Below are 24,153 nucleotides of genomic sequence, written 5' to 3'. Positions count from 1 at the left end.
GAGACGATTTTCAGCATTGATTACAGATTAGATTAACCGGCGAAAAGCGGGTTAATAACAGAATTTGCCTGGCGGCCGTAGCGCGGTGGTCCCACCTGACCCCATGCCGAACTCAGAAGTGAAACGCCGTAGCGCCGATGGTAGTGTGGGGTCTCCCCATGCGAGAGTAGGGAACTGCCAGGCATCAATTAAGTGAAGAAGCCCATCCTGACGGATGGGCTTTTTTGCGTCTGTGTTTTATGGGATGCGGCATTGTGGATATTGCCGGATGGCGGCTTCGCCTTATCCGGCCTACGGACCTACAGTTTGTGACGCAAATGCAGTAGCGGATAAGGCCGGCCATGGTCATCCGTCTCCGATCGCCCGGTAACATCAAATCCCATCCTCTGATAGAACCCTAAGGCCTGCGCATTCTGCTCGTTCACATCCGTCGTTAAATCGGCAATCAGCGACAGCGCATGTTCAACCAGTTGACGCCCAACACCGCTACCACGCACATCAGGATCGACAAACAGCGCCTCCAGGTGATGCTCTGACAGCAGCATAAATGCTACCGGCGTATCATTAGCATTCGCAGCCACCCATAGCGGGGCACCGGGCAAAAACGCGCGTACCTGTGTTTCAATCGCTGTTCTGTCCTGCGCGGAAAGAAAATGATGCGTGGCATCAACCGAACGGCACCAGATCGCGATCAGCTGTTCGCCTTCATGGTGCACTGAACGTCGTATAATCACTTTAATATCCCTCTCAGAATCGTTTCCGCATTCTACCGCAGGGTAATTGAAACTTTCTCACCTTGAACATGCAGGCTCGACATTTTGTTGAATTCTGGGTATCGTTAGCTGTCTGGATGTCTAAACGTTTATACGTATGCTGTGAGGTAATAAGGTTATGCCGATTCGGGTGCAGGACGAGCTACCAGCCGTCAATTTCTTGCGTGATGAGAACGTCTTTGTAATGACGACATCGCGTGCTACAGGTCAGGAAATTCGTCCTCTGAAGGTGCTGATCCTGAACCTGATGCCGAAGAAGATAGAGACAGAAAACCAGTTCTTACGCTTGCTATCAAACTCGCCGCTACAGTTGGACATCCAGCTGCTGCGCATCGATGCGCGTGAATCGCGTAATACGCCAACCGAGCATTTGAACAACTTTTACTGTAATTTCGACGACATTCGCGACCAGAATTTCGATGGTCTGATCGTCACCGGCGCGCCGCTCGGCCTGGTTGAGTTTAACGACGTCGCCTACTGGCCGCAGATCCAGCAGGTGCTGGAGTGGGCAAAAGATCACGTCACCTCGACGCTCTTTGTCTGTTGGGCGGTACAGGCCGCACTCAATATTCTCTACGGAATACCAAAGCAAACTCGCGACGATAAACTTTCCGGCGTCTATGAGCATCATATTCTTCATCCACATGCCCTGCTGACTCGCGGATTTGATGATACTTTCCTGGCGCCGCATTCTCGCTACGCGGACTTCCCGGCGAAACTGATTCGCGATTTTACCGACCTGGAAATTCTTGCAGAAACTGCGGAGGGTGATGCTTACCTGTTTGCCAGTAAAGATAAACGTATTGCCTTCGTTACCGGTCATCCGGAGTACGACGCACATACGCTGGCGAGCGAGTTTTTCCGCGACGTGGATGCGGGTCTGGACCCACAGGTCCCCTATAACTACTTTCCGAAAGATGACCCGCAAAACAAACCGCATGCCACCTGGCGCAGCCATGGCAATTTGCTGTTTGCGAACTGGCTCAACTACTACGTCTACCAGATCACACCGTACGATCTGCGGAATATGAACCCCACGCTGGATTGATCCGCTACTCTTCACGATCCTAAAGCGTTTCAGCATTCTTAAACAGGCACCTTCGGGTGCCTTTTTTATTTTCGAAAACTACCCCACATAAATATGAATTTTTAAATTCAATCCAATCAATACGTTGCGATTAATTTTAATTAAAAATGGAAATCGTTTTTGATTTTTTATTTTTTGCGATTAGGCTTAAAAACATTGAGCGAAAACGACGCAACGATCGTCCGTTCATCAGTCGGGGAAACTATTCGGATCACTAATGAGGAGCTGCACCATGACACAACAGGCCACAACAACCGATGAACTGGCTTTTCTGAAGCCTTCTGGCGAGCAGGAAAAGCAGGTTTTGACGGCGGAAGCGGTGGAGTTTCTGACCGAACTGGTGACCCGATTTACGCCAAAGCGCAATAAACTGCTGGCCGCACGTATTCAGCAGCAGCAGGATATTGACGACGGCAAACTTCCTGATTTTATTTCGGAAACAGCTTCCATTCGTGAAGGTAACTGGCAGGTGCGCGGCATTCCTGCCGACCTGCAGGATCGTCGCGTTGAAATTACCGGGCCCGTTGAACGCAAAATGGTGATCAATGCCCTGAACGCCAACGTGAAAGTGTTCATGGCTGATTTTGAAGACTCGCTGGCTCCGGACTGGAACAAGGTGATTGAAGGGCAGATCAACCTGCGCGACGCCGTCAACGGCACCATCAGCTATACCAACGAAGCGGGCAAAATCTATCAGCTTCAACCGAACCCGGCGGTGCTGGTTTGCCGCGTGCGTGGCCTTCACCTGCCCGAAAAGCACGTGACCTGGCGCGGCGAAGCGATCCCGGGCAGCCTGTTCGATTTTGCGCTGTATTTCTTCCACAACCACAAAGCGCTACTGGCAAAAGGCAGTGGCCCTTATTTCTACCTGCCGAAAACGCAGGCCTGGCAGGAAGCCGCCTGGTGGAATGATGTCTTCTGCTATACCGAAGACCGTTTCAACCTGCCGCGCGGCACCATCAAGGCTACGCTGCTGATTGAAACGCTGCCTGCCGTCTTCCAGATGGACGAAATTCTGCACGCCCTGCGTGACCATATTGTTGGTCTGAACTGCGGGCGCTGGGACTACATCTTCAGCTACATCAAAACGCTGAAGAACCACCCGGATCGCGTGCTGCCGGACCGCCAGGTGGTCACGATGGATAAACCCTTCCTCAGCGCCTATTCACGACTGCTGATTAAAACCTGCCACAAGCGCGGCGCGTTTGCGATGGGCGGCATGGCGGCGTTTATCCCGAACAAAGACGCTGAGCGTAATGCGCAGGTGCTGAATAAAGTCAAAGCCGATAAAGCGCTGGAGGCCAACAACGGTCACGACGGCACCTGGGTGGCCCACCCGGGGCTGGCGGATACCGCCATGGCTGTGTTTAACGAGGTGCTGGGCAATCGTCAAAATCAGCTCAGCGTTTCCCGCGCCGATGATGCGCCGATAACCGCTGAACAGCTGCTGGCGCCGTGCGACGGTGAGCGAACCGAAGAGGGGATGCGCGCCAATATTCGCGTTGCGGTGCAGTACATCGAAGCGTGGATTTCTGGCAACGGCTGCGTACCGATTTATGGCCTGATGGAAGATGCGGCGACCGCTGAAATCTCGCGTACCTCCATCTGGCAGTGGATCCATCATCAGAAAACGCTCAGCAACGGCAAACCGGTGACCAAGCCGCTGTTCCGCCAGATGCTGGCGGAAGAACTGCAGGTGATTAAAGACGAACTGGGCGAAGCCCGCTTCAACGGCGGACGCTTCGACGATGCGGCGCGCCTGATGGAGCAGATCACCACCTCTGATGAACTCATCGACTTCTTAACTCTGCCGGGCTACCGCCTGCTGGCGTAACTCATTCACCACATAACAATATGGAGCATCTGCACATGAAAACCCGTACTCAACAAATCGAAGAATTACAACAAGAATGGACACAGCCGCGTTGGGAAGGCATCAAGCGCCCGTACAGCGCAGAAGAAGTGGTGAAGCTGCGCGGTTCCGTTAATCCGGAATGTACGCTGGCACAGCTAGGCGCGGCCAGAATGTGGCGTCTGCTGCACGGTGAATCGAAGAAAGGCTATGTGAACAGCCTCGGCGCGCTGACCGGTGGTCAGGCCTTACAGCAGGCGAAGGCCGGTATTGAAGCCGTGTATCTTTCCGGCTGGCAGGTGGCGGCAGATGCGAACCTCGCTTCCAGCATGTACCCGGATCAATCGCTCTACCCGGCCAACTCGGTGCCCGCGGTGGTCGATCGGATCAATAACACTTTTCGTCGTGCGGATCAGATCCAGTGGGCAAACGGTATTGAGCCGAACGATCCGCGCTATGTGGATTACTTTCTGCCGATCGTCGCCGATGCAGAAGCGGGTTTTGGCGGCGTGCTGAACGCCTTTGAACTGATGAAATCGATGATTGCGGCCGGTGCAGCGGCAGTGCACTTCGAAGATCAGCTGGCGTCAGTGAAGAAATGCGGTCATATGGGCGGCAAGGTGCTGGTCCCCACGCAGGAAGCGATTCAGAAACTGGTGGCCGCGCGCCTGGCCGCCGACGTGATGGGGGTTCCGACGCTGCTGATTGCGCGTACCGATGCTGATGCGGCGGATTTGATTACCTCCGACTGCGACCCGTACGACAGCGGTTTCATCACCGGCGAACGGACCAGCGAAGGTTTCTACCGTACCCAGGCGGGTATTGAGCAGGCCATTAGCCGTGGTCTGGCCTACGCGCCGTACGCTGACCTGGTGTGGTGCGAAACCTCGACGCCGGATCTTGAGCTGGCCAAACGCTTCGCGGATGCCATCCACGCGAAGTACCCGGGCAAGCTGCTGGCCTACAACTGCTCGCCATCGTTTAACTGGCAGAAAAAACTGGATGATAAGACCATCGCCAGCTTCCAGCAGCAGTTGTCTGAGATGGGCTACAAATACCAGTTCATTACCCTGGCCGGCATCCACAGCATGTGGTTCAACATGTTCGACCTGGCGCACGCCTACGCGCAGGGCGAAGGGATGAAGCACTACGTTGAAAAGGTTCAGCAGGCAGAGTTCGCGGCGGCGAAAGATGGCTACACCTTTGTTTCTCACCAGCAGGAGGTGGGCACCGGCTACTTCGATAATGTCACCACCATTATTCAGGGCGGAACCTCCTCGGTGACCGCGCTGACCGGTTCGACCGAAGAGTCGCAGTTCTGATTAATGCCCGGTGGCGCAGCGCTTACCGGGCCTACAACGATATGTAGGCCGGATAAGCGAATGCGCCATCCGGCATGACTCTATGCCGGATGGGGAACAATGATGACGCGAGGCCTGGAATTACTGATTGCGCAGACCATTTTGCAGGGATTTGATGCCCAGTACGGGCGTTTTCTGGAAGTTACCTCCGGCGCACAGCAGCGTTTTGAACAGGCCGACTGGCACGCCGTACAGCAGGCGATGAAAAGCCGAATTCATCTGTATGACCATCACGTGGGGTTGGTGGTCGAACAGCTGCGCTGCATCACCGATGGCAAAAGTACCGACGCGGATGTCCTGCTTCGCGTCAAGGCGCAGTACACCCGTTTGCTACCGGATTACCCGCGCTTCGAGATTGCGGAGAGCTTTTTTAACTCCGTGTATTGCCGGTTATTTGACCACCGCTCGTTAAGTCCCGAGCGGTTATTTATTTTCAGTTCGCAGCCGGAGCGCCGCTTTCGGGCGATCCCCCGGCCGCTGGCGAAAGACTTCTTTCCCGACGCCGGTTGGGAGGCGGTGATTTTCAAAATGCTGAGCGATCTGCCGCTGCGCCTGCCGTGGCAGAATAAATCTCGCGACGTCGGGTATATCATGGCGCACCTTGGCGAAACGCTGGACGCAGAAACCCTGCGTCAGTCCCACCTGCACATTGCGAACGAGCTGTTTTATCGTAACAAAGCGGCCTGGCTTATCGGTAAGCTCATTACCCCCTCTGGCACGCTACCGTTCCTGATCCCCATTCATCGTACCGATGAAGGGGAGCTGTTTGTTGATACCTGCCTGACGACGACCGAAGAGGCCAGTATTGTCTTCGGCTTCGCGCGCTCCTATTTTATGGTTTACGCACCGCTGCCCGCCGCACTGGTGGAGTGGCTGCGTGAAATCCTGCCTGGCAAAACCACCGCCGAGCTGTATATGGCCATTGGCTGTCAGAAACATGCCAAAACCGAAAGCTATCGCGAATACCTGACCTATATCGCCAGCACCGACGAGCGGTTTATTGAAGCGCCGGGCATTCGCGGTATGGTGATGCTGGTGTTCACGCTGCCGGGTTTTGATCGCGTGTTTAAAGTCATTAAAGACCGTTTTGCGCCGCAAAAAGAGATGACCGCCGCGCACGTCCGCGCCTGCTACCAGTTGGTCAAAGAGCATGACCGCGTGGGGCGGATGGCGGATACCCAGGAGTTTGAAAACTTCGTGCTGGATAAGCGGCAGATAGATCCGGCGCTGATGGCGCTGTTATTGCAGGAAGCACCGGCGAAAATCGTCGATATGGGGGATAAAATCGCGATCAGCCATCTGTATATTGAGCGGCGGATGGTGCCGCTTAATCTCTGGCTGGAGCAGGTTGAAGGGCAGCTGCTGCGCGATGCAATTGAAGAGTATGGCAATGCCATTCGCCAGCTCGCTGCGGCCAATATTTTTCCCGGTGACATGCTGTTTAAGAACTTCGGCGTCACCCGGCACGGGCGCGTGGTGTTCTACGACTACGATGAAATTTGCTATATGACAGAGGTAAATTTCCGCACGATCCCGCCGCCGCGCTACCCGGAAGACGAGCTGGCCAGCGAACCGTGGTACAGCGTCTCGCCGGGCGATGTCTTCCCGGAAGAGTTTCGCCACTGGCTGTGCGCCGACCCGCGTATCGGGCCGCTGTTTGAAGAGATGCACGCCGAACTATTCAGCGCTGACTATTGGCGTGGCCTGCAGACGCGTATCAAGAATGGGCATGTAGAGGACGTTTACGCCTACCGCCGCCGCCAGCGGTTTAGCGTGCGTTATGAACTTGACCGTAGGCCGGATAAGGCGCTTGCGCCACCATCCGGCAATGCGCGCCGTTCTGCCTGATGGCGCTACGCTTATCAGGCCTGCCGAAAATGCCCCCTCTGGGGCATTTTGTTTATTTAATGCCGCCGTACGCCAGCGTCACCTCTTTCGCCGCCTTAATCACCATTGCGCCAAACTCGGTGACCCGGTCGTCGGTAATGCGCGAAATCGGCCCGGAAATGGAGATGGCCGCAAACGGTTCGCGGTGCTCGTCGTAAATGCAAGACGCCACGCAGCGCAGCCCCAGCGCATGTTCTTCATCATCAAACGAATAGCCACGCTTGCGCGTCTGGGCCAGGTCGTCCTTCAGATGTACCGGCGACACCAGCGTGGCGTGGGTGTAGGCGTGCAGGCCTTTACGGTGCAGCAGCCCGGTGACCTGCTCTTCACTCAGCTGGGATAAAAACGCTTTACCCGCGCCGGAGGCGTGCATCGGCAGCTTACCGCCAATCGGCGCGGACATCCGCATCAGCTGCGTACACTGCACCTGATCGATAATGATGGCCTGATGGTCGCTCTTATCGAGTACCGCCAGGTTAACCGTCTCGCCGGAATCTTCCATCAGCTGACGCAGAATGGGGTGGACAATCGCCAGCAGGTTGCGGCTTTGCAGAAAACTGCTGCCGACGATAAAGGCGTGCGCGCCTACCGCCCAGTGGCCCAGTTCGCCGACCTGACGCACGAAGCCAAGCTGCTGCATGGTCGTCAGCAGACGGTGGGTAGTGGAATTGGGAAGCCCGGCCTGCTGCGCAAGTTCGGTCAGCGCCACGCTGCTGTGTGATTCGGCAATCCACTCCAGCAGCTTCAGGCCGCGCGTCAGCGACTGCACCTGGCCTGTTGCGGCGGCGGCGGTAGCAGGGGCGGGTTTTCTACCGCGTTTAGCAGGAACGTTGGCGACCATCGCAACTCCTTTCTGTATCGTGGAAATAGTTTTCGTTTTTATTGATTATAATACAACCTCCGATTCTACTGCTCCGATGAGTCATGCTGAACATGTCTCATGTAGACGGTTGTTTCCTTTTCCGCCACCCCAGTTTATGCCAGTATGCTTTATTACCTTTTTTCTGGGTTTCGTTGAGCGTGGTCGGGAGTGCGTGTGAGCAGCAAAGTTGAACAATTACGTCGGCAGTTAAATGAACGTATCCTGGTTCTGGACGGGGGCATGGGCACCATGATCCAGGGCTATCGTTTAAGCGAGCAGGATTTTCGCGGTGAACGCTTTGCCGACTGGCCCTGCGACCTGAAGGGTAACAACGACCTGCTGGTACTCAGCAAGCCGGAGGTGATTTCGGCTATCCACAACGCCTACTTCGAGGCGGGTGCGGATATCATCGAAACCAATACCTTTAACTCGACGACCATCGCCATGGCGGATTACCAGATGGAATCCCTGTCGGCGGAAATCAACTTTGCGGCGGCGAAGCTGGCGCGCGCGGCGGCAGACGAATGGACCGCACGTACGCCGAATAAACCGCGCTACGTTGCGGGCGTGCTTGGCCCGACTAACCGCACGGCTTCTATTTCACCGGACGTCAACGATCCGGCCTACCGTAACATCACCTTCGATCAACTGGTGGCAGCGTATCGCGAATCCACCAAAGCGCTGGTGGAAGGCGGTAGCGACCTGATCCTGATTGAAACCGTCTTTGACACCCTCAACGCCAAAGCGGCGGTGTTTGCCGTTAAAGAAGAGTTTGAAGCGCTGGGCGTCGACCTGCCGATCATGATTTCCGGCACCATCACCGACGCCTCTGGCCGCACGCTCTCCGGTCAAACCACCGAAGCGTTTTACAACTCGCTGCGCCACGCCGATGCACTGACTTTTGGTCTGAACTGCGCTTTAGGCCCGGACGAGCTGCGCCAGTATGTGCAGGAGCTGTCGCGCATTGCCGAATGCTACGTTACCGCGCACCCGAACGCCGGGCTGCCGAACGCCTTTGGCGAATACGATCTCGATGCCGACACCATGGCGACACAAATTCGCGAATGGGCGGAAGCAGGCTTCCTCAACGTGGTCGGCGGCTGCTGCGGCACCACGCCGGAACACATCGCCGCGATGAGCCGCGCGGTTGATGGCTTGCCGCCGCGCAAACTGCCGGAAATCCCGGTGGCCTGCCGCCTGTCTGGCCTCGAACCGCTGAACATTGGCGATGACAGCCTGTTTGTGAACGTCGGCGAACGGACCAACGTTACCGGCTCCGCGAAGTTTAAGCGCCTGATCAAAGAAGAGAAATACAGCGAAGCGCTGGACGTCGCCCGCCAGCAGGTGGAAAGCGGCGCACAGATTATCGATATCAACATGGATGAGGGGATGCTCGACGCCGAAGCGGCGATGGTACGTTTCCTTAACCTGATTGCCGGTGAGCCGGACATTGCCCGCGTGCCGATTATGATCGACTCCTCAAAATGGGACGTCATCGAAAAAGGGCTGAAGTGCATTCAGGGCAAAGGCATCGTCAACTCCATCTCGATGAAAGAGGGCATTGAACCGTTTATCGAGCATGCGAAAAAAGTACGTCGCTACGGTGCGGCAGTGGTGGTGATGGCCTTTGATGAAGTCGGCCAGGCCGATACCCGCGCGCGTAAAATTGAGATTTGCCGCCGGGCGTACAAAATTCTGACCGAAGAAGTCGGCTTCCCGCCGGAAGACATCATCTTCGACCCGAACATCTTTGCCGTGGCAACCGGCATTGAAGAGCACAACAACTACGCGCAGGACTTTATCGGTGCCTGTGAAGACATCAAACGCGAACTGCCGCACGCGCTGATCTCCGGTGGCGTCTCCAATGTGTCGTTCTCGTTCCGTGGTAACGATCCGGTTCGTGAAGCCATTCACGCGGTGTTCCTCTACTACGCCATTCGCAATGGCATGGATATGGGGATCGTCAACGCCGGGCAGCTGGCTATCTATGACGACCTGCCCGCCGAGCTGCGCGATGCGGTTGAAGATGTGATCCTTAACCGTCGTGACGATGGCACCGAGCGTCTGCTGGAGCTGGCCGAGAAATATCGCGGCAGCAAAACCGACGACAGCGCAAACGCACAGCAGGCGGAATGGCGCAGTTGGGATGTGAAAAAGCGCCTCGAATACTCGCTGGTGAAAGGCATAACCGAATTTATTGAGCTGGATACCGAAGAGGCTCGCCAGCAGGCCGCGCGCCCTATCGAGGTGATTGAAGGGCCGCTGATGGACGGCATGAACGTGGTCGGCGACCTGTTCGGCGAGGGCAAAATGTTCCTGCCGCAGGTGGTGAAATCCGCCCGCGTGATGAAACAGGCGGTGGCCTATCTTGAGCCGTACATTGAGGCCAGCAAAGAGAAAGGCTCCAGCAACGGCAAAATGGTCATCGCGACGGTGAAAGGCGATGTGCACGACATCGGCAAAAACATCGTTGGCGTGGTGTTGCAGTGTAATAACTACGAAATCATCGACCTTGGCGTGATGGTGCCGGCGGACAAAATTCTCAAAACCGCCAAAGAGGTCAATGCGGATTTGATTGGCCTGTCCGGGCTGATTACTCCGTCGCTGGACGAAATGGTTAACGTGGCGAAAGAGATGGAGCGCCAGGGCTTTACCATTCCACTGCTGATTGGCGGCGCGACGACCTCGAAAGCGCACACGGCGGTGAAAATTGAGCAGAACTACAGCGGCCCGACGGTTTACGTGCAGAACGCCTCGCGTACCGTTGGCGTCGTCGCCGCGCTGCTCTCTGACACCCAGCACGATGACTTTGTCGCGCGCACGCGTAAAGAGTACGAAACCGTGCGTATCCAACACGGGCGTAAGAAACCGCGTACCCCGCCGGTGACGCTGGCTGCCGCGCGTGAAAACGATCTGGCGTTTGACTGGGACAGCTACACGCCGCCGGTGGCGCACCGTTTGGGCGTGCAGGAAGTGGAAGCCAGCATTGAAACCCTGCGCAACTACATCGACTGGACGCCGTTCTTTATGACCTGGTCGCTGGCCGGCAAGTTCCCGCGCATCCTTGAAGACGAAGTCGTGGGTGAAGAGGCGAAGCGCCTGTTTAAAGACGCGAACGACATGCTGGATCAGCTCAGCGCCGAGAAAACCCTCAACCCGCGCGGCGTGGTAGGCCTGTTCCCGGCCAACCGCGTGGGCGATGACGTGGAAATCTATCGCGACGAAACGCGTACCCATGTGCTGACCGTCAGCCGCCATCTGCGCCAGCAGACCGAGAAAGTCGGCTTTGCTAACTACTGCCTGTCTGACTTTGTGGCGCCGAAAACCTCCGGCAAAGCCGACTATATTGGTGCTTTCGCCGTGACCGGCGGCCTGGAAGAAGATGCGCTGGCCGAGGCGTTTGAAGCGCAGCACGACGACTACAACAAGATCATGGTGAAAGCGATTGCCGACCGTCTGGCGGAAGCCTTTGCCGAGTATCTGCATGAGCGCGTGCGTAAGGTTTACTGGGGCTATGCACCGAACGAAAACCTGAGTAACGACGAGCTGATCCGTGAAAACTACCAGGGGATTCGCCCGGCGCCGGGCTACCCGGCCTGCCCGGAGCACACCGAGAAGGGCACTATCTGGGAATTGCTGGATGTCGAAAAACACACCGGCATGAAGCTGACGGAATCCTTCGCCATGTGGCCCGGAGCGTCCGTTTCTGGCTGGTACTTCAGTCATCCGGACAGCAAGTACTACGCCGTGGCGCAAATTCAACGCGATCAGGTGGAAGACTACGCGCAGCGTAAAGGAATGAGCGTGGCGGAAGTGGAACGCTGGCTGGCGCCAAACCTCGGCTACGATGCCGATTAATTCACAAAATCGTCATCTTTCCTTACAACAAACAGGGCGCTCAATGAGCGCCCTGTCTCTTTCTGGCGCGTAAACCCTTATACTGAAAGGAGGCTCGCCTGCGCGGCTTGCCGGATGGCGGCGTAAACGCCTTATCCGGCCTACGGGGAAATTCTGTCGGCCTGATAAAGGTACTACGGGTTTGTAGGCCTGATAAGCGCAGCGCCATCAGGCATGATGCCAACACCGCTTGCCTCTGGAACCTATAACAATAAGGAGAACCCGATTCCGTGTTAACGCTGCTACACCTGCTTTCCGCCGTCGCCCTGCTGGTGTGGGGAACCCATATCGTCCGTACCGGCGTGATGCGCGTCTTCGGCGCGCGCCTGCGTACCGTACTGAGCCGTAGCGTAGAGAAAAAGCCGCTCGCTTTCTGCGCGGGTATTGGCGTGACGGCGCTGGTGCAGAGCAGCAACGCCACCACCATGCTGGTGACGTCGTTTGTTGCTCAGGACCTTGTCGCGCTGACGCCAGCATTGGTTATCGTGCTCGGGGCCGACGTCGGGACCGCGCTGATGGCGCGAATCCTGACATTCGATCTTTCGTGGCTGTCGCCGCTGCTGATTTTTATCGGCGTGACCTTCTTCCTGGGTCGTAAACAAACCCGAGAAGGCCAGCTTGGCCGCGTCGGCATCGGCCTTGGCCTGATACTACTGGCGCTGGAGCTGATCGTTCAGGCGGTCACGCCGATCACCCAGGCCAACGGCGTGCAGGTGATCTTCGCCTCGCTGACCGGCGATATTCTGCTGGATGCGCTGATTGGCGCGGTGTTCGCCATCATCAGTTATTCCAGCCTGGCCGCCGTGCTGCTGACCGCGACATTGACCACCGCTGGTGTGATTTCCTTCCCGGTTGCGCTGTGTCTGGTGATTGGCGCCAACCTCGGTTCCGGCCTGCTGGCGATGCTCAACAACAGCGCCGCCAACGCCGCCGCGCGCCGTGTGGCGCTGGGAAGCCTGCTGTTTAAGCTGGTGGGCAGCCTGCTGATTCTGCCGTTCGTTCACGTGCTGGCCGACACGCTGCACAAGCTTCCGCTGGCGGAATCAGAGCTGGTTATCTATTTCCACGTCTTCTACAACCTGATTCGCTGCGTGGCGATGGTACCGTTCGCCGAACCGATGGCGCGTTTGTGTAAACGTATGATCCGCGATGAACCAGAGCTGGAGGGCAGCCTGAAGCCGAAGCATCTGGACGTGACCGCGCTCGACACCCCTACGCTGGCGCTGGCCAATGCCGCGCGCGAAACCCTGCGCATCGGCGATGCCACCGAGCAGATGCTGGAAGGGCTCAAAAAGGTGATGAACGGCGAGCCGCGCGAAGAGAAAAACCTGCGCAAGCAGGCGGACGATATCAACGTGCTCTACACCGCCATCAAGCTCTATCTGGCGCGAATGCCGAAGGATGAACTGGCGGAAGAGGAGTCTCGCCGCTGGGCGGAGATTATCGAGATGTCGCTCAACCTGGAGCAGGCGTCGGATATTATTGAGCGAATGGGCAGCGAAATTGCCGATAAATCGCTGGCTGCGCGCCGCGCGTTTTCCGTAGAAGGCCTTAAAGAACTGGACGCGCTGTACGAACTGCTGCTCGGTAACCTGCAGCTGGCAATGTCGGTCTTCTTCTCCGGCGACATGACCAGCGCCCGCCGTCTGCGCCGCAGCAAGCACCGTTTCCGTATCATGAACCGCCGCTATGCGCATGCGCACGTCGATCGACTGCATCAGCAGAACGTGCAGAGTATTGAGACCAGTACCCTGCATCTGGCGCTGCTGGGGGATATGCAGCGGCTGAACTCGCTGTTCTGTTCGGTGGCCTACAGCGTGCTGGAGCAGCCGGACGAAGACGACGAGCGCGATGATTACTAACGGAATCCGCGCCGGATAGCGCTGCGCTTATCCGCCCTGCAGGTCGCGTTCACTGCAGGCCGGATAAGGTTATCGCGCCGCTATCCGGCAATAGCGTTTAGAAGCGGTGGCCGGCTTCCAGCGCGATCGCGTCTTCTCCGGCGGTAAACACGTAGGTGGTGTTTGGCCCGCCGAGCGTGGCATGACCCTGCGCGACCTCAATCCAGTTGCCCTCCGGCAGCCCAATCACCGTTAATTCTGGCGCGACGACCAGCAGCTCGCGAATACGCTGTTCACGGGTTTCACCCTTATGACCTTCAGGCAGTGCGTTGGTGAAGTGGGGGTTAATCTGCAGCGGGAACAGGCCCAGTGCATCAAAGCCCTGCGGATCGACAATGGGCATATCGTTGGTGGTCCGAATGGTCGGGCAGGCCAGATTCGCCCCTGCGCTCCAACCGATATACAGCGCGCCGCGTTTGACCACGTCAACAATTGGCGTCAGCAGGCCGCGTTGACGGCTCTCTTTAAGCAACTGGAAGGTATTGCCGCCGCCGACAATGATCAGTTCGGCGTTTTCAATTGCCGATACCGGGTCCGCCACGGTATGAATGCCGGTGACCGACACGCCCAGCGGAGCCAGCACGGCAGCGGTTTTTGCCGTGTACTCATCCCAGGTCTGCGTGACGCCAGCAAAGGGAATAAACACCGCGCGGCGGCGGCCGTTCAGCCGTGCCTCAATTAACGGCAGCGCGTGTTCCAGCCAGGCTTTGCCCGACAGCGTTGAGTTACTCAGCAGAAGTAAGTCCATCATTTCTCCTATTAATCAGAAAACTATCAATCAGGGCGGCATGTTATCATCCTGTGCCGGTCAGCTTACTGATGCAGTTCACGGTGTTGCAGGCGGTGTGCTGAAAGTGAGCTTTGGCTACGCCTCCGGCAGACGCTCTTTGATGCGCGTTACCCCGCTCTGGCAAACGCCGCTGCCTCTGCAATCAGCGCATCGTCCGGGCGCACGCCGGTATACATGACAAACTGCTCCACCGCCTGGAGGGCAATCACTTCAGCACCGCTAATCGTCTTTTTCCCCAGGCGTTGGGCGAGTTGAATCACCGGCGTTTCTGCGGGCAAAGCCACCACGTCAAAGACCACGCTGGCGCGTGTCACCATGGCTTCACTGTAAGCAAGCTGCGTGCTCTCTTTACCGCCCGCCATACCGATAGGCGTGACGTTAACCAGAATGTCGATACCCTCAGCTTCCGGCCGTGGCTGCCACCGGAAGCCGTACTGTTTTGCTAACGCCGTGCCGTTAACCTCATTACGAGCCGCAATAATGACATCGCTAAATCCCGCGTCGCGGAAAGCGGCAATCACCGCTTTGCCCATGCCGCCACTGCCCTGAATCATTACCCGGGCAGAGGTATCCAGACGATGGCTGGCGATCAGGCTTTTCACCGCGATGTAGTCGGTATTGAATCCGGTCAGGTGGCCATCGTCATTGACGATAGTATTCACTGAGTCGATGGCGTTTGCCGACGGATCGATAGCATCCAGAAACGGCATGCAGCTCTCTTTAAACGGCATAGAGACCGCGCAGCCACGAATACCCAGGGCGCGTACGCCTTTCACTGCGGCTTCAATATCCTGGGTGGTAAACGCCTTATAGATAAAGTTAAGTGCCAGCTTTTCATACAGAAAATTATGGAAACGGGTGCCGAAGTTGCCGGGGCGTCCGGCCAGCGACATGCACAGTTGGGTATCACGGTTAATCATGAGCGTGTCCTCGTACTAAATAGTCAGCGGTGGCCCGGTCGGTCACCAGTGTGTTGATGTGTTTACCGCGCAGCGCGCCAAGAATGGCGTCGTACTTCTCTTCTCCGGCCGCAATGCCAACGATGTCACGTGCCTGGCGTAGCGTGGAGAGCGGGATAGAAAGCGTTTTCTCGTGCATGTCGGTGAGCACCGTTGCGCCATCGCTATCGAAAAAGCGTGAGCAGATGTCGCCAGCCACCCCGCGGGCAATCAGTTCATCGCTTTGCGCGTTACCGTAAAATGCCTGCCAGTTGGCACCATGACGAATCGCCGGCGAGCCGATGCCCACCAGCGCGACGTCGAGCTTCTGCCAGTAGCCCGCCAGCGTTTGATAATGCTGTGACTGCATGATGCCGTTGCGAATCGTCGGGTTATCCAGCAGGGCCGGAAAGTCCGCGAGGTAAGACTCCGCCTTCAGACGTTCAGCGGCAGCGTAGGTGAGCGTGTTGACGTGGTAACGGCTCGGCAGCTTGCCCGACGGTCCTCCGACGATCGGAACACAGACATGTTGGCGCGGCTGGCTGGCGGTGGGGAGGGCCTCGACCAGCATGCTGACCGCGCGACCCCAGCCGAAGCCAATGATGGCGTTAGCCGAGAGCAGGCGCTCCACCAGCGGTGCGCCATAGGCTCCGAGCTCGGCTTCCTGCGGGGCGACGGCGGCCTCCTTCAGGCCAAATATCTGTTTAAGCTGCTCTTCTAACCACAGGCTGTCGTTGTAGTCATAGTTAATGGCGATAGTCACCACCCCCAGCTCGCGCCCGCGTTTGAGCAGGCGGCTGATGGTGGTGCGATAAATCCCCAGCGACTGCGCAATTTGCGCCTGCGTCATCTCCTGTTCATAGTAGAGCTGAGCAATTTTCACGATAAGACGGATATCGTCGCTGTTTTCCATCGAAGGGGCTCCTGCACATATGTGCAAAACGTCGTGGTCAGGGTATGGATCTGGTATAGCGCCGCTGTATAAGGAGTTCAAGCGTATTTGCTCGATATGTTCGGTTGGGTAATTGCACGTTTGTGCAAAGCTGGCGTGATATGTACAACGATTTGCGACGGACTATTTTTTCTCACCCGTAAGGTAAGGTATATTCCGCTGCCAAAGGAGAATTTATGCTGCCAGACTCATCAACCCGATTAAATAAATACATCAGCGAAAGCGGTATCTGTTCGCGTCGCGAAGCGGATCGCTTTATCGAACAGGGCAACGTCTTTATCAACGGTAAACGCGCCACCATTGGCGACCAGGTTATGCCGGGCGACGTTGTGAAGGTCAACGGTCGGTTGATTGAGCCGCGTGAAGCGGATGATTTAGTGCTGATTGCGCTGAATAAACCTGTCGGCATCGTCAGCACGACCGAAGACGGCGAGCGCGATAACATTGTGGATTTTGTTAACCACAGCAAACGCGTCTTCCCGATAGGCCGTCTGGACAAAGACTCCCAGGGGCTGATTTTTCTCACCAACCACGGCGATCTGGTGAATAAGATTCTGCGCGCCGGCAACGACCACGAAAAAGAGTATCTGGTCACGGTTGATAAGCCGGTCACCGATGAGTTTATTCGCGGCATGGGCGCGGGCGTACCGATTCTCGGCACCGTGACCAAAAAGTGCAAAGTGAAGAAAGAAGCGCCGTTTGTCTTCCGTATTACCCTCGTGCAGGGGCTGAATCGCCAGATTCGCCGCATGTGTGAACACTTTGGCTATGAAGTCACGAAGCTTGAGCGTACGCGCATTATGAACGTGAGCCTCACGGGTATCCCGCTGGGCGAGTGGCGCGATCTGACGGACGATGAGCTGATTGACCTGTTTAAGCTGATTGAGAACTCCTCTTCCGAGGCGAAACCAAAAGCCAAGGCCAAGCCGAAAACCGCGGGGATCAAACGCCCGGTGGTGAAGATGGAAAAAACCAGCGAGAAACCGGCGCGCCCGGCGGGCAACGGTAAACGTTTCACCGCACCGGGGCGGAAAAAGAAAGGGCGTTAACGCCTGCCGCGTGTCGGCGTGTTCGCCGACCAGGAAAATGAACTCTCGGTATCCGGTTTATAAGCCTGCTGTTTCTTTAACTGGCGGGCTTTTTTCGCTTCCGCTTCGCGCTGTACCATCAGCTTATCGATGTACTCCTTTTTCACGCCGTTAGTTTCCGCGTTCGTCAACGGGCGGCCATGTGCGATGCGCGCGCGGTCGAGCAGGGTTTTCAGCTCGCGCTGTTCGCGCTCGGTCATCTCTTTTTGCGTAATGCGGGGGAGTGCCATAGGGAGTGCCCTCAATCGGATAGTTAACCCAGTGTACGGCAAAGGGGCAAATCTTTGTAGGCCGGATAAGGCGTTGACGCCGCCATCCGGCAAGGTGCGTTATTTAGCCCGATGGCGCTCCGCTTATCGGGCCGACTCTCGAGCGTTATTTGTCTTTTTTATCTTCGATTGGCTTTCCTGACCAGTATCCCGCCAGCAGCGATCCCGACAGGTTATGCCACACTGAGAACAGCGCGCCAGGCAGTGCAGCCAGCGGGCCGAAGTAGATTTTACCCAGCGCTGCCGCGAGGCCAGAGTTTTGCATGCCGACTTCAATCGCCAGCGTGCGGCAGGTCGACTCATCAAAGCCGAACAGCCGTCCGCCCCAATAGCCGCCGAGCAGACCGATTGTGTTATGCAGAATGACCGCGATAATCACCACAAACCCTACCGATGCGATATGCGCAGCAGAACCGGCTACCACGGCGCTGATGATGGCCAGAATGCACACCATGGAAAAGGCGGGCAGGAAAGGCTCGACCGCTTTAACCACGCGGGGGAACAGATGGTGAATGACCAGGCCCAGCGCAATCGGAATGACCACAATCTGCAATATACTCAACAGCATTCCCATCACGTCGACCTGAATATGCGCATCAACGTACAGGCGCGTCAGCAGCGGCGTCGCGATCACGCCGACCAGCGTGGAGACCGACGAGATGGTAACGGACAACGCCACGTCACCTTTCGCCAGATAGATCATCACGTTAGATGCCGTGCCGCTGGCGACGCTGCCGACCAGCACCATCCCGGCAGAAAGCTCCGGCGGCATATGGAAAATCAGCGCCAGCAGCCAGGCGGCAAGCGGCATCACCAGGTAATGCAGAAATATCCCCGCAGCCACCGGCGCCGGGCGCGATAACACACGTTTGAAATCGTCAATCTTCAGGTGCACGCCCATGCCGAACATAATCAGCATCAGCAGCGAGGGGACCTGCGGGCCAATCGGCGTGAAGGTCGTGGGGGTGAAATAAGCGATAACGGAGAGCAGCAGCGCCCAAAGCGGGAACAGCCGGGTGAGAACGGCGAGCATGTTGTATTCCTTGCGATTTAAAGATGTTGTGTTGTTATAAAAAAGCCGGGTTCGAGCCCGGCTATAGTTATTGTTTATCGCGTGATGGGATATTATTCAAACAAATTATGTTCATGTTGCGCTGCGGAGATTTTCCCAGCTTAGCCCGAAACGAGCGAGATATTTGCGCAGGCGGTCTGCATCGTTGGGATTGGCTTTTTTCTGCCGCGAGACGGCAAACAGTTCGCGTCCGGCTTCCGACAGCGACGCGCAGCGGCGGCACACTTCCAGTACCGTTTCTAACTGGCGGCGATCGAACAGGTCAATGTCCATATTCAGTTCAGGCTGCGGAGTGGCTATCTGCCAACTCTCCTTTAGCAGCGCAATCTCTTCTTCGACAAGGGATAAGGTGATGCGACCTTGTTCGGCAAGCGTCGCCATGCGCGCGATGGATGAACTTAGCTCGCGAAAGTTGCCGCGCCATTGCGCCTGTGGGGAGCAGGCAAATGCCAGATAGGAAGCGCGGGCTTCTTTATCGAAACGGATTTGCGTCTGTTTGCTGCTGGAGAAACGTTGCAGCTCATACTCGACGTTCGGCGCGATATCTTCCCGCCGCTGCGCCAGACCGGGCAGGGCGAAGCACCACATGTTGATACGCGCGTAGAGATCCTCGCGAAAACGGCCTTCAGCGACCCATTGCCGCATGTCGCGATGGGTGCCGGCAATCAGCTGAAAATCGCTGCGTACTTCTTTGTCTGACCCAAACGGGAAAAAGGTTTTTTCTTCAATTGCTTTGAGTAGCATGGCCTGCTCATCCAGCCCTAATTCGGCGATCTCATCGAGAAACAGCACGCCGCCATTGGCCTCTCGCAGTAATCCGCTACGCGCCGTGAGCGCACCGGTAAAGGCTCCCTTCACGTGACCGAACAGCGTGGACATCGCATTGTCGCCGCGCAGGGTCGCGCAGTTAACCGCCACCAGTTTTCCCGCTACCAGATGCCGCGACTGGCGTAGCTGGAAAATGCGTTTCGCGAGGAAGGATTTGCCCGCGCCGGTAGGGCCGGTGAGCAGGATCGGGTCGGTCGAACGCAGAGCGACCCGCTCAATGCGATCGATCAGTTTATTGAAGGTGGCGTTGTGCGTATCAATCCCGGCTTTCAGAAAAGAGACCGACTGCTGCTGTTCGCGCTGAAAACGACTGGTGAGCGTGGCGTAGCGGCTTAAATCGAGATCGATAACCGAGCAGACGCCAGCGGCGACGGCCTCATCGGATGAACCGCGTGGCGCCGGGCCGGTTTGCAGCAGGCTGGCGGGCAGGTAGCGCGCTTCCGTCAGCAAAAACCAGCAGATTTGTGCCACGTGAGTGCCGGTGGTGATGTGCACCAGATACTCTTCGTTTTCCGTATCAAATTCATAATGCGTGGCAAAGTCGAGAAACGCGGCGTAGACCTCTTCAAAGTCCCACGGATCGTTAATGGTGACGGCATGCGGGCGAACCTGGGTGTGCGGCGAAAGCAGCGCGACGTCTTCAATCAACCGTTGCGCCATGCTCTCATCGCGTGGCTGGTGGAGGAGTTCCAGCCTGTCGACAGGGAAATCGGGTTGTTGGCATAGCCCAACCGTGGGTCGCCACTTCTTAAACCGATTGGCCCGCTTGCCGCGCTTATCGAGCACCGTTCCCAATACGCCAATCACTACCCGTCGCTTCTTCATGGTTTATCCAAAAAGATAAATAAGAGAATAAAAGATAAAAAAATTAACCCGTCGAGACAACCGCCATTATTGGCGTTAATAATTAAAATTATAAAAATCAATTAATTAAAAATTAAATATGCCTGTTTTAATTCCTGGCACGCTTCTGGCAATAACTCTTACGTCAATCACGCTGAAAGCGCAGGGGGTTAAACCCCGCCGGCACGTCAGGAACGGTACAGGCTGTTTTCCGGGCGCGTTCCGTCAGCCGATGACACACAGTGGGTTCGATTCCCAATTTCATCCCCGAATGAAAACGGGTTGTTAATCATAGAAATAAAGCGGAGTGATGTGCAGTTAGCACGCTCCAGAACAGGCTGCCGGTAATGATGCCGTGTGACAGGCAAAAGGGAATTCCCCTGTCGCTTCGCCCCTGCACCCGCGCCTGACTCACAATAAGGAATAAAAAATGATGAAAAAAATCACTATTCGTAAAGGCCAGCTTGGCCTGTTATCCCGACAGGGTGATTACTATCAGGTACTGGATGCAGGTGAACACCGTTTGCCATGGTTTAACACTCCGGACGTTCTGGTAATCAATACCGATGGCAGCGAAATTCCGGAAGCGCTCGCGGAGTATTTACGTCGCTTCCAGCCTACATGGGTGGAGCAGTACTGTGTGGTAGCTGATTTAACCGATACTGAAGCAGGTGCGCTGTATGTGAACGGCGTCTTGCAGGAAATTTTGCCACCGGCAACGCGCCGTCTGTACTGGCAGGCCGATGAAGCGCTGAAGCTGGTACGGATGGATACACGTCAGGTTTTGGTTCCTGTTGACGTGATGAACGCAGTATTACAGCCACGTCGCAGCGGTGCGGTGAAAGGTCGCGAAGCTATCTTAACGGTGCAGGTCCCGGCGTGGCACGTCGGTGTGCTGAAAATTGACGGTGAGACACAGGCATTACTGTCGCCAGGTCTGACGGCATACTGGAAGGTAAACCATCTGATTGAAGCGGAAGTGGTGGATACCCGTTTGCAGGTGCTGGAGGTTGGCGGCCAGGAGATACTGACCAAAGATAAGGTCAACCTGCGTTTAAACCTGGCGGCGAACTGGCGTTATAGCGATGTGTTGCTGGCATTTGGTCAACTGACTAAACCGCTGGATCACCTTTACCGTGAATTGCAGTTTGCGCTGCGTGAAGCGGTGGGAACGCGCACGCTGGACGAATTGCTGGAAGATAAGCAGGCGATCGATGAAGTGGTGAGCGCGCAGGTGAAAGCCCGTATGACGCCGTTTGGTATTGAGGTGGCTTCACTGGGGGTGAAGGATATTGTCCTGCCCGGCGATATGAAGGCTATTTTATCGCAACTGGTTGAAGCGGAAAAATCCGCCCAGGCCAACGTGATCCGACGTCGTGAAGAGACGGCCGCCACGCGATCGCTGTTAAATACGGCAAAAGTGATGGAAAACAACCCGGTAGCGCTGCGCTTAAAAGAACTGGAAACCCTCGAAAGAGTTGCTGAGCGTATCGATAAAATCTCGGTGTTCGGGGGCCTGGATCAGGTGCTGCACGGCCTTGTGAACATAAAAGGATAAGAATAATGAGCGACAACACAGTGGACAGCGCAATGCGTGCAAGGGTATTGCGCCAGCTAAAAGAGGTTGAGCAGCGTTATGGCGTCAGGGTGCTGTATGCCTGTGAATCCGGCAGCCGTGGCTGGGGATTTGCCTCGCCGGACAGCGACTACGACGTGCGATTTCTCTATGTTCATCCCCCTGAATGGTATCTGCGGGTCGAAGCGCCACGCGATGTTATCGAGCTGCCGATAGATGATGAGCTGGACGTGTGCGGCTGGGAATGGCGCAAGGCGCTGGGGTTACTCAAAGGCGCAAACCCGACGCTTATCGAGTGGCTGGATTCGCCAGTTGTCTATCAGCATGATGAAGTGACCGTTTCGGCGCTGAAAGCGTTGGTGCCCAAATGGTTTTCTCCGCTACGTGCCCGCTGGCACTACTACTCGATGGCGCGGAAAAACTTCCGTGGTTATTTGCAAGGTGACGATGTGCGATTGAAGAAGTACTTCTACGTCATTCGGCCGCTGCTGGCTGTACGTTGGGTGGAAGCAGGCAAGGGCGTACCGCCGATGCGTTTTGCCGAGCTGCTGGCGGGAAGTGAACTGGATGCGCCATTGCGTCAGGAAATCGACGAATTGCTGGCGCGCAAACAGCGGTCAGGTGAGGCTGAGTATGGTCCGCGTCGTCCATTGTTACATGCGTTTATCCGCGGCGAACTGGAGAGAGGAGAAATCCCGCCGACCTTACCAGACAGCCGGGAAGGGGATGTCCGGGCGCTGGACAGACTGTTATATGATACGGTGATGCGCTGAAAATGCCCGATGGCCTAAGAACCATCGGGCGTTGACGTCTACTTATTCGAACAAATTATGGTGCAGCTTCTGTACCACCTGCTCGGCTTCCGCACCCGGCACCAGGAAGCACAGGTTATGGCTGGACGCGCCGTAGCAAATCATTCGAATGTTGAACGGCTCCAGTACGCCGAACACCTCTTTACCCACGCCGCAGGCTTTGGACAGGTCGTTGCCAATCAACGCCACCAGCGCCAGGCCTTCTTCGACTTCCACGCGGCACAGCGCCGACAGTTCCATCAGCAGCGACTGCGTCAGCAGGGTGTCGCCGGTTGACGTCGAGCCGGTCGTGTCGAGCGTCAGCGCAACGCTGACCTCTGAGGTGGTGATCAGATCCACCGAAATATTATGGCGCGCGAGGATGCCGAATACCTCCGCGAGGAAGCCGCGTGAGTGCAGCATGTTGAGGCTGTGCAGCGTCAGCAGCGTTTGCTTACGGCGCAGCGCCAGCGCGCGGAACAGCGGCGGATTGGCGGTTTCGTTGCACACCAGCGTGCCGCCCGCTTTGGGATCTTTACTGGAGCCGACAAACACAGGAATGTCGCTGCGTACGGCTGGCAGCAACGTGGCCGGATGCAGAACCTTCGCGCCGAAGGTCGCCAGCTCGGCGGCCTCTTCAAAGGCAATTTCATCAATACGTTTCGCCGCAGGCACCACGCGCGGATCGGTGGTGTAGATACCGGGAACATCGGTCCAGATATCGACGCGGGTGGCGTGCAGCGCTTCGCCAAGCAGGGCGGCAGTGTAATCGCTGCCGCCGCGGCCCAGCGTGGTGGTACGACCCTTGCTTTCGCTGCCGATAAAGCCCTGAGTGATCACCAGGCCTTCTTCAAGACGTGGCGCTAACTGCTGCGCGGCCAGTTCGGCCAGCGCGGCCACGTCCGGCTCGGCGCGGCCAAAGCGGTCGCTGGTGCGCATGACTTTACGCACGTCGAACCACTGCGCCTGAACCTGACGTTCACGCAGAATTTCAACGAATAATAAGGTCGACATCAGCTCGCCGTGGCTCACCAGTTCGTCGGTCAGCGCGGTAGACGTTTCTGCGCAGGCGGCTTCCGCCAGCGTCGCGAGATTTTCCAGCAGGCGTTCAATTTCATCGCGAATGACGGCAGGGTTTGCCAGCCGTTCCAGCACGGCGTACTGAATGGCGCGAATGGCGTCCAGCTTAGCCACGCGTTCGGCTGGCTCCAGCCCTTCGGCCAGCGCAACCAGCAGGTTGGTGACGCCTGCGGAGGCAGACAGCACGACGAGACGCACGTTGGCGTCGGAAAGCACCACATCGGCGCTACGATTCATAGCGTCAAAATCGGCTACGCTGGTACCGCCAAACTTGGCGACGACTACTGCTGCTGTCATATGAACCTC

At 56.7% G+C, this 24,153-nt stretch carries 18 protein-coding genes, 1 rRNA gene and 1 pseudogene; 10 read left to right on the top strand and 10 right to left on the bottom strand.

From position 1 onward, the window contains the following. The first annotated feature begins 67 nt into the window (after positions 1-67). A 5S ribosomal RNA gene (gene rrf / locus H7R76_RS22205) occupies positions 68-183 on the top strand. A gap of 116 nt (positions 184-299) precedes the next feature. On the opposite strand, the gene H7R76_RS22200 is transcribed toward rrf, so the two are convergent. Continuing rightward, on the bottom strand, positions 300-740 hold the full coding sequence (locus H7R76_RS22200) for an acetyltransferase (protein WP_182930681.1): 441 nt from the start codon (positions 738-740) through the stop codon (positions 300-302). A 151-nt stretch (positions 741-891) separates the two neighbouring features. Between H7R76_RS22200 and metA the strand changes: the two genes are divergently transcribed. From metA to aceK, 4 genes are all read left to right on the top strand, one after another. Next, a complete protein-coding gene (gene metA / locus H7R76_RS22195) occupies positions 892-1,821 on the top strand; it encodes a homoserine O-acetyltransferase MetA (RefSeq protein WP_106928645.1) in 930 nt (309 codons plus the stop codon). Between the two features lie 271 nt (positions 1,822-2,092). Beyond that, positions 2,093-3,694, top strand: coding sequence for a malate synthase A (gene aceB, locus H7R76_RS22190; protein WP_182934532.1), 1,602 nt, complete (start codon positions 2,093-2,095; stop codon positions 3,692-3,694). A 35-nt stretch (positions 3,695-3,729) separates the two neighbouring features. After that, positions 3,730-5,034: an isocitrate lyase gene (gene aceA / locus H7R76_RS22185; protein ID WP_182966514.1), complete on the top strand. Its 1,305-nt coding sequence runs from the start codon at positions 3,730-3,732 to the stop codon at positions 5,032-5,034. Positions 5,035-5,136: 102 nt separating this feature from the next. Further along, positions 5,137-6,921 (top strand): bifunctional isocitrate dehydrogenase kinase/phosphatase, encoded by a 1,785-nt coding sequence (aceK, locus tag H7R76_RS22180; protein WP_106928659.1) that lies wholly within the window; start codon positions 5,137-5,139, stop codon positions 6,919-6,921. A 52-nt stretch (positions 6,922-6,973) separates the two neighbouring features. Here aceK and iclR read toward each other — a convergent pair whose 3' ends face one another. Then, positions 6,974-7,801, bottom strand: coding sequence for a glyoxylate bypass operon transcriptional repressor IclR (gene iclR, locus H7R76_RS22175; RefSeq protein ID WP_182929660.1), 828 nt, complete (start codon positions 7,799-7,801; stop codon positions 6,974-6,976). A gap of 195 nt (positions 7,802-7,996) precedes the next feature. On the opposite strand from iclR, the gene metH reads away from it, so the two are divergent. Then, positions 7,997-11,680 carry a methionine synthase gene (gene metH, locus H7R76_RS22170; RefSeq protein WP_182929659.1) on the top strand — a complete coding sequence of 1,228 codons (3,684 nt, stop codon included), beginning with the start codon at positions 7,997-7,999 and terminating at the stop codon, positions 11,678-11,680. Positions 11,681-11,786: 106 nt separating this feature from the next. On the opposite strand, the pseudogene H7R76_RS25310 reads toward metH, so the two are convergent. Then, positions 11,787-11,898: pseudogene (locus H7R76_RS25310) on the bottom strand (hypothetical protein); the annotation flags it as partial. Positions 11,899-11,949: 51 nt separating this feature from the next. Here H7R76_RS25310 and H7R76_RS22165 point away from each other — a divergent pair. Further along, positions 11,950-13,581, top strand: coding sequence for a Na/Pi cotransporter family protein (locus H7R76_RS22165; protein WP_106928635.1), 1,632 nt, complete (start codon positions 11,950-11,952; stop codon positions 13,579-13,581). Between the two features lie 97 nt (positions 13,582-13,678). On the opposite strand, the gene pepE is transcribed toward H7R76_RS22165, so the two are convergent. The 3 genes from pepE to H7R76_RS22150 form a co-directional block, all read right to left on the bottom strand. Beyond that, the gene (pepE, locus tag H7R76_RS22160) at positions 13,679-14,368 is read right to left on the bottom strand and encodes a dipeptidase PepE (RefSeq protein WP_182968067.1); all 690 of its coding nucleotides are present in this window, start codon (positions 14,366-14,368) and stop codon (positions 13,679-13,681) included. 149 nt (positions 14,369-14,517) lie between these two features. Then, on the bottom strand, positions 14,518-15,330 hold the full coding sequence (locus H7R76_RS22155; RefSeq protein WP_182966512.1) for a shikimate 5-dehydrogenase: 813 nt from the start codon (positions 15,328-15,330) through the stop codon (positions 14,518-14,520). Continuing rightward, on the bottom strand, positions 15,323-16,261 hold the full coding sequence (locus H7R76_RS22150) for a sugar-binding transcriptional regulator (protein ID WP_182966510.1): 939 nt from the start codon (positions 16,259-16,261) through the stop codon (positions 15,323-15,325). The genes H7R76_RS22155 and H7R76_RS22150 overlap by 8 nt, the downstream gene beginning before the upstream one ends. Before the next feature lie 215 nt (positions 16,262-16,476). Here H7R76_RS22150 and rluF point away from each other — a divergent pair, with 215 nt between their 5' ends. Further along, positions 16,477-17,349 (top strand): 23S rRNA pseudouridine(2604) synthase RluF, encoded by an 873-nt coding sequence (rluF, locus tag H7R76_RS22145; protein WP_182929657.1) that lies wholly within the window; start codon positions 16,477-16,479, stop codon positions 17,347-17,349. On the opposite strand, the gene H7R76_RS22140 is transcribed toward rluF, so the two are convergent. The 3 genes from H7R76_RS22140 to rtcR all read right to left on the bottom strand — a co-directional run bounded on the left by H7R76_RS22140 (position 17,346) and on the right by rtcR (position 20,382). After that, on the bottom strand, positions 17,346-17,618 hold the full coding sequence (locus H7R76_RS22140) for a YjbD family protein (RefSeq protein WP_106928625.1): 273 nt from the start codon (positions 17,616-17,618) through the stop codon (positions 17,346-17,348). The genes rluF and H7R76_RS22140 overlap by 4 nt on opposite strands. A 145-nt stretch (positions 17,619-17,763) precedes the next feature. After that, positions 17,764-18,690 (bottom strand): ketopantoate/pantoate/pantothenate transporter PanS, encoded by a 927-nt coding sequence (panS, locus tag H7R76_RS22135; RefSeq protein WP_182966508.1) that lies wholly within the window; start codon positions 18,688-18,690, stop codon positions 17,764-17,766. A 111-nt stretch (positions 18,691-18,801) separates the two neighbouring features. Beyond that, positions 18,802-20,382, bottom strand: a complete 1,581-nt coding sequence (rtcR, locus tag H7R76_RS22130) for an RNA repair transcriptional activator RtcR (protein WP_182929655.1) — start codon at positions 20,380-20,382, stop codon at positions 18,802-18,804. Between the two features lie 448 nt (positions 20,383-20,830). Between rtcR and H7R76_RS22125 the strand changes: the two genes are divergently transcribed. Next, the gene (locus H7R76_RS22125) at positions 20,831-21,958 is read left to right on the top strand and encodes a slipin family protein (protein WP_182966507.1); all 1,128 of its coding nucleotides are present in this window, start codon (positions 20,831-20,833) and stop codon (positions 21,956-21,958) included. A 5-nt stretch (positions 21,959-21,963) separates the two neighbouring features. Then, positions 21,964-22,749, top strand: coding sequence for a nucleotidyltransferase domain-containing protein (locus H7R76_RS22120; protein WP_182966505.1), 786 nt, complete (start codon positions 21,964-21,966; stop codon positions 22,747-22,749). Between the two features lie 42 nt (positions 22,750-22,791). Here H7R76_RS22120 and lysC read toward each other — a convergent pair whose 3' ends face one another. Further along, positions 22,792-24,144: a lysine-sensitive aspartokinase 3 gene (gene lysC, locus H7R76_RS22115; protein WP_106928615.1), complete on the bottom strand. Its 1,353-nt coding sequence runs from the start codon at positions 24,142-24,144 to the stop codon at positions 22,792-22,794. Positions 24,145-24,153 lie beyond the last annotated feature (9 nt).

The organism is Klebsiella sp. WP8-S18-ESBL-06, from assembly GCF_014169755.1.
In the GTDB taxonomy this organism is placed as follows: Bacteria; Pseudomonadota; Gammaproteobacteria; order Enterobacterales; family Enterobacteriaceae; genus Kluyvera; species Kluyvera ascorbata_B.
Note: the sequence above shows the minus strand (reverse complement) of the source record. Positions and strands in the feature narration are given on the sequence as shown.

Excerpts from the sequence above, each read along its gene's own strand:
- metA (WP_106928645.1), top strand. The coding sequence starts at position 892 with ATGCCGATTCGGGTGCAGGACGAGCTACCAGCCGTCAATTTCTTGCGT.
- aceB (WP_182934532.1), top strand. The coding sequence starts at position 2,093 with ATGACACAACAGGCCACAACAACCGATGAACTGGCTTTTCTGAAGCCT.
- aceA (WP_182966514.1), top strand. The coding sequence starts at position 3,730 with ATGAAAACCCGTACTCAACAAATCGAAGAATTACAACAAGAATGGACA.
- aceK (WP_106928659.1), top strand. The coding sequence starts at position 5,137 with ATGACGCGAGGCCTGGAATTACTGATTGCGCAGACCATTTTGCAGGGA.
- iclR (WP_182929660.1), bottom strand. The coding sequence starts at position 7,801 with ATGGTCGCCAACGTTCCTGCTAAACGCGGTAGAAAACCCGCCCCTGCT.
- pepE (WP_182968067.1), bottom strand. The coding sequence starts at position 14,368 with ATGGACTTACTTCTGCTGAGTAACTCAACGCTGTCGGGCAAAGCCTGG.
- H7R76_RS22155 (WP_182966512.1), bottom strand. The coding sequence starts at position 15,330 with ATGATTAACCGTGATACCCAACTGTGCATGTCGCTGGCCGGACGCCCC.
- H7R76_RS22150 (WP_182966510.1), bottom strand. The coding sequence starts at position 16,261 with ATGGAAAACAGCGACGATATCCGTCTTATCGTGAAAATTGCTCAGCTC.
- rluF (WP_182929657.1), top strand. The coding sequence starts at position 16,477 with ATGCTGCCAGACTCATCAACCCGATTAAATAAATACATCAGCGAAAGC.
- H7R76_RS22140 (WP_106928625.1), bottom strand. The coding sequence starts at position 17,618 with ATGGCACTCCCCCGCATTACGCAAAAAGAGATGACCGAGCGCGAACAG.
- panS (WP_182966508.1), bottom strand. The coding sequence starts at position 18,690 with ATGCTCGCCGTTCTCACCCGGCTGTTCCCGCTTTGGGCGCTGCTGCTC.
- rtcR (WP_182929655.1), bottom strand. The coding sequence starts at position 20,382 with ATGAAGAAGCGACGGGTAGTGATTGGCGTATTGGGAACGGTGCTCGAT.
- H7R76_RS22125 (WP_182966507.1), top strand. The coding sequence starts at position 20,831 with ATGATGAAAAAAATCACTATTCGTAAAGGCCAGCTTGGCCTGTTATCC.
- H7R76_RS22120 (WP_182966505.1), top strand. The coding sequence starts at position 21,964 with ATGAGCGACAACACAGTGGACAGCGCAATGCGTGCAAGGGTATTGCGC.
- lysC (WP_106928615.1), bottom strand. The coding sequence starts at position 24,144 with ATGACAGCAGCAGTAGTCGTCGCCAAGTTTGGCGGTACCAGCGTAGCC.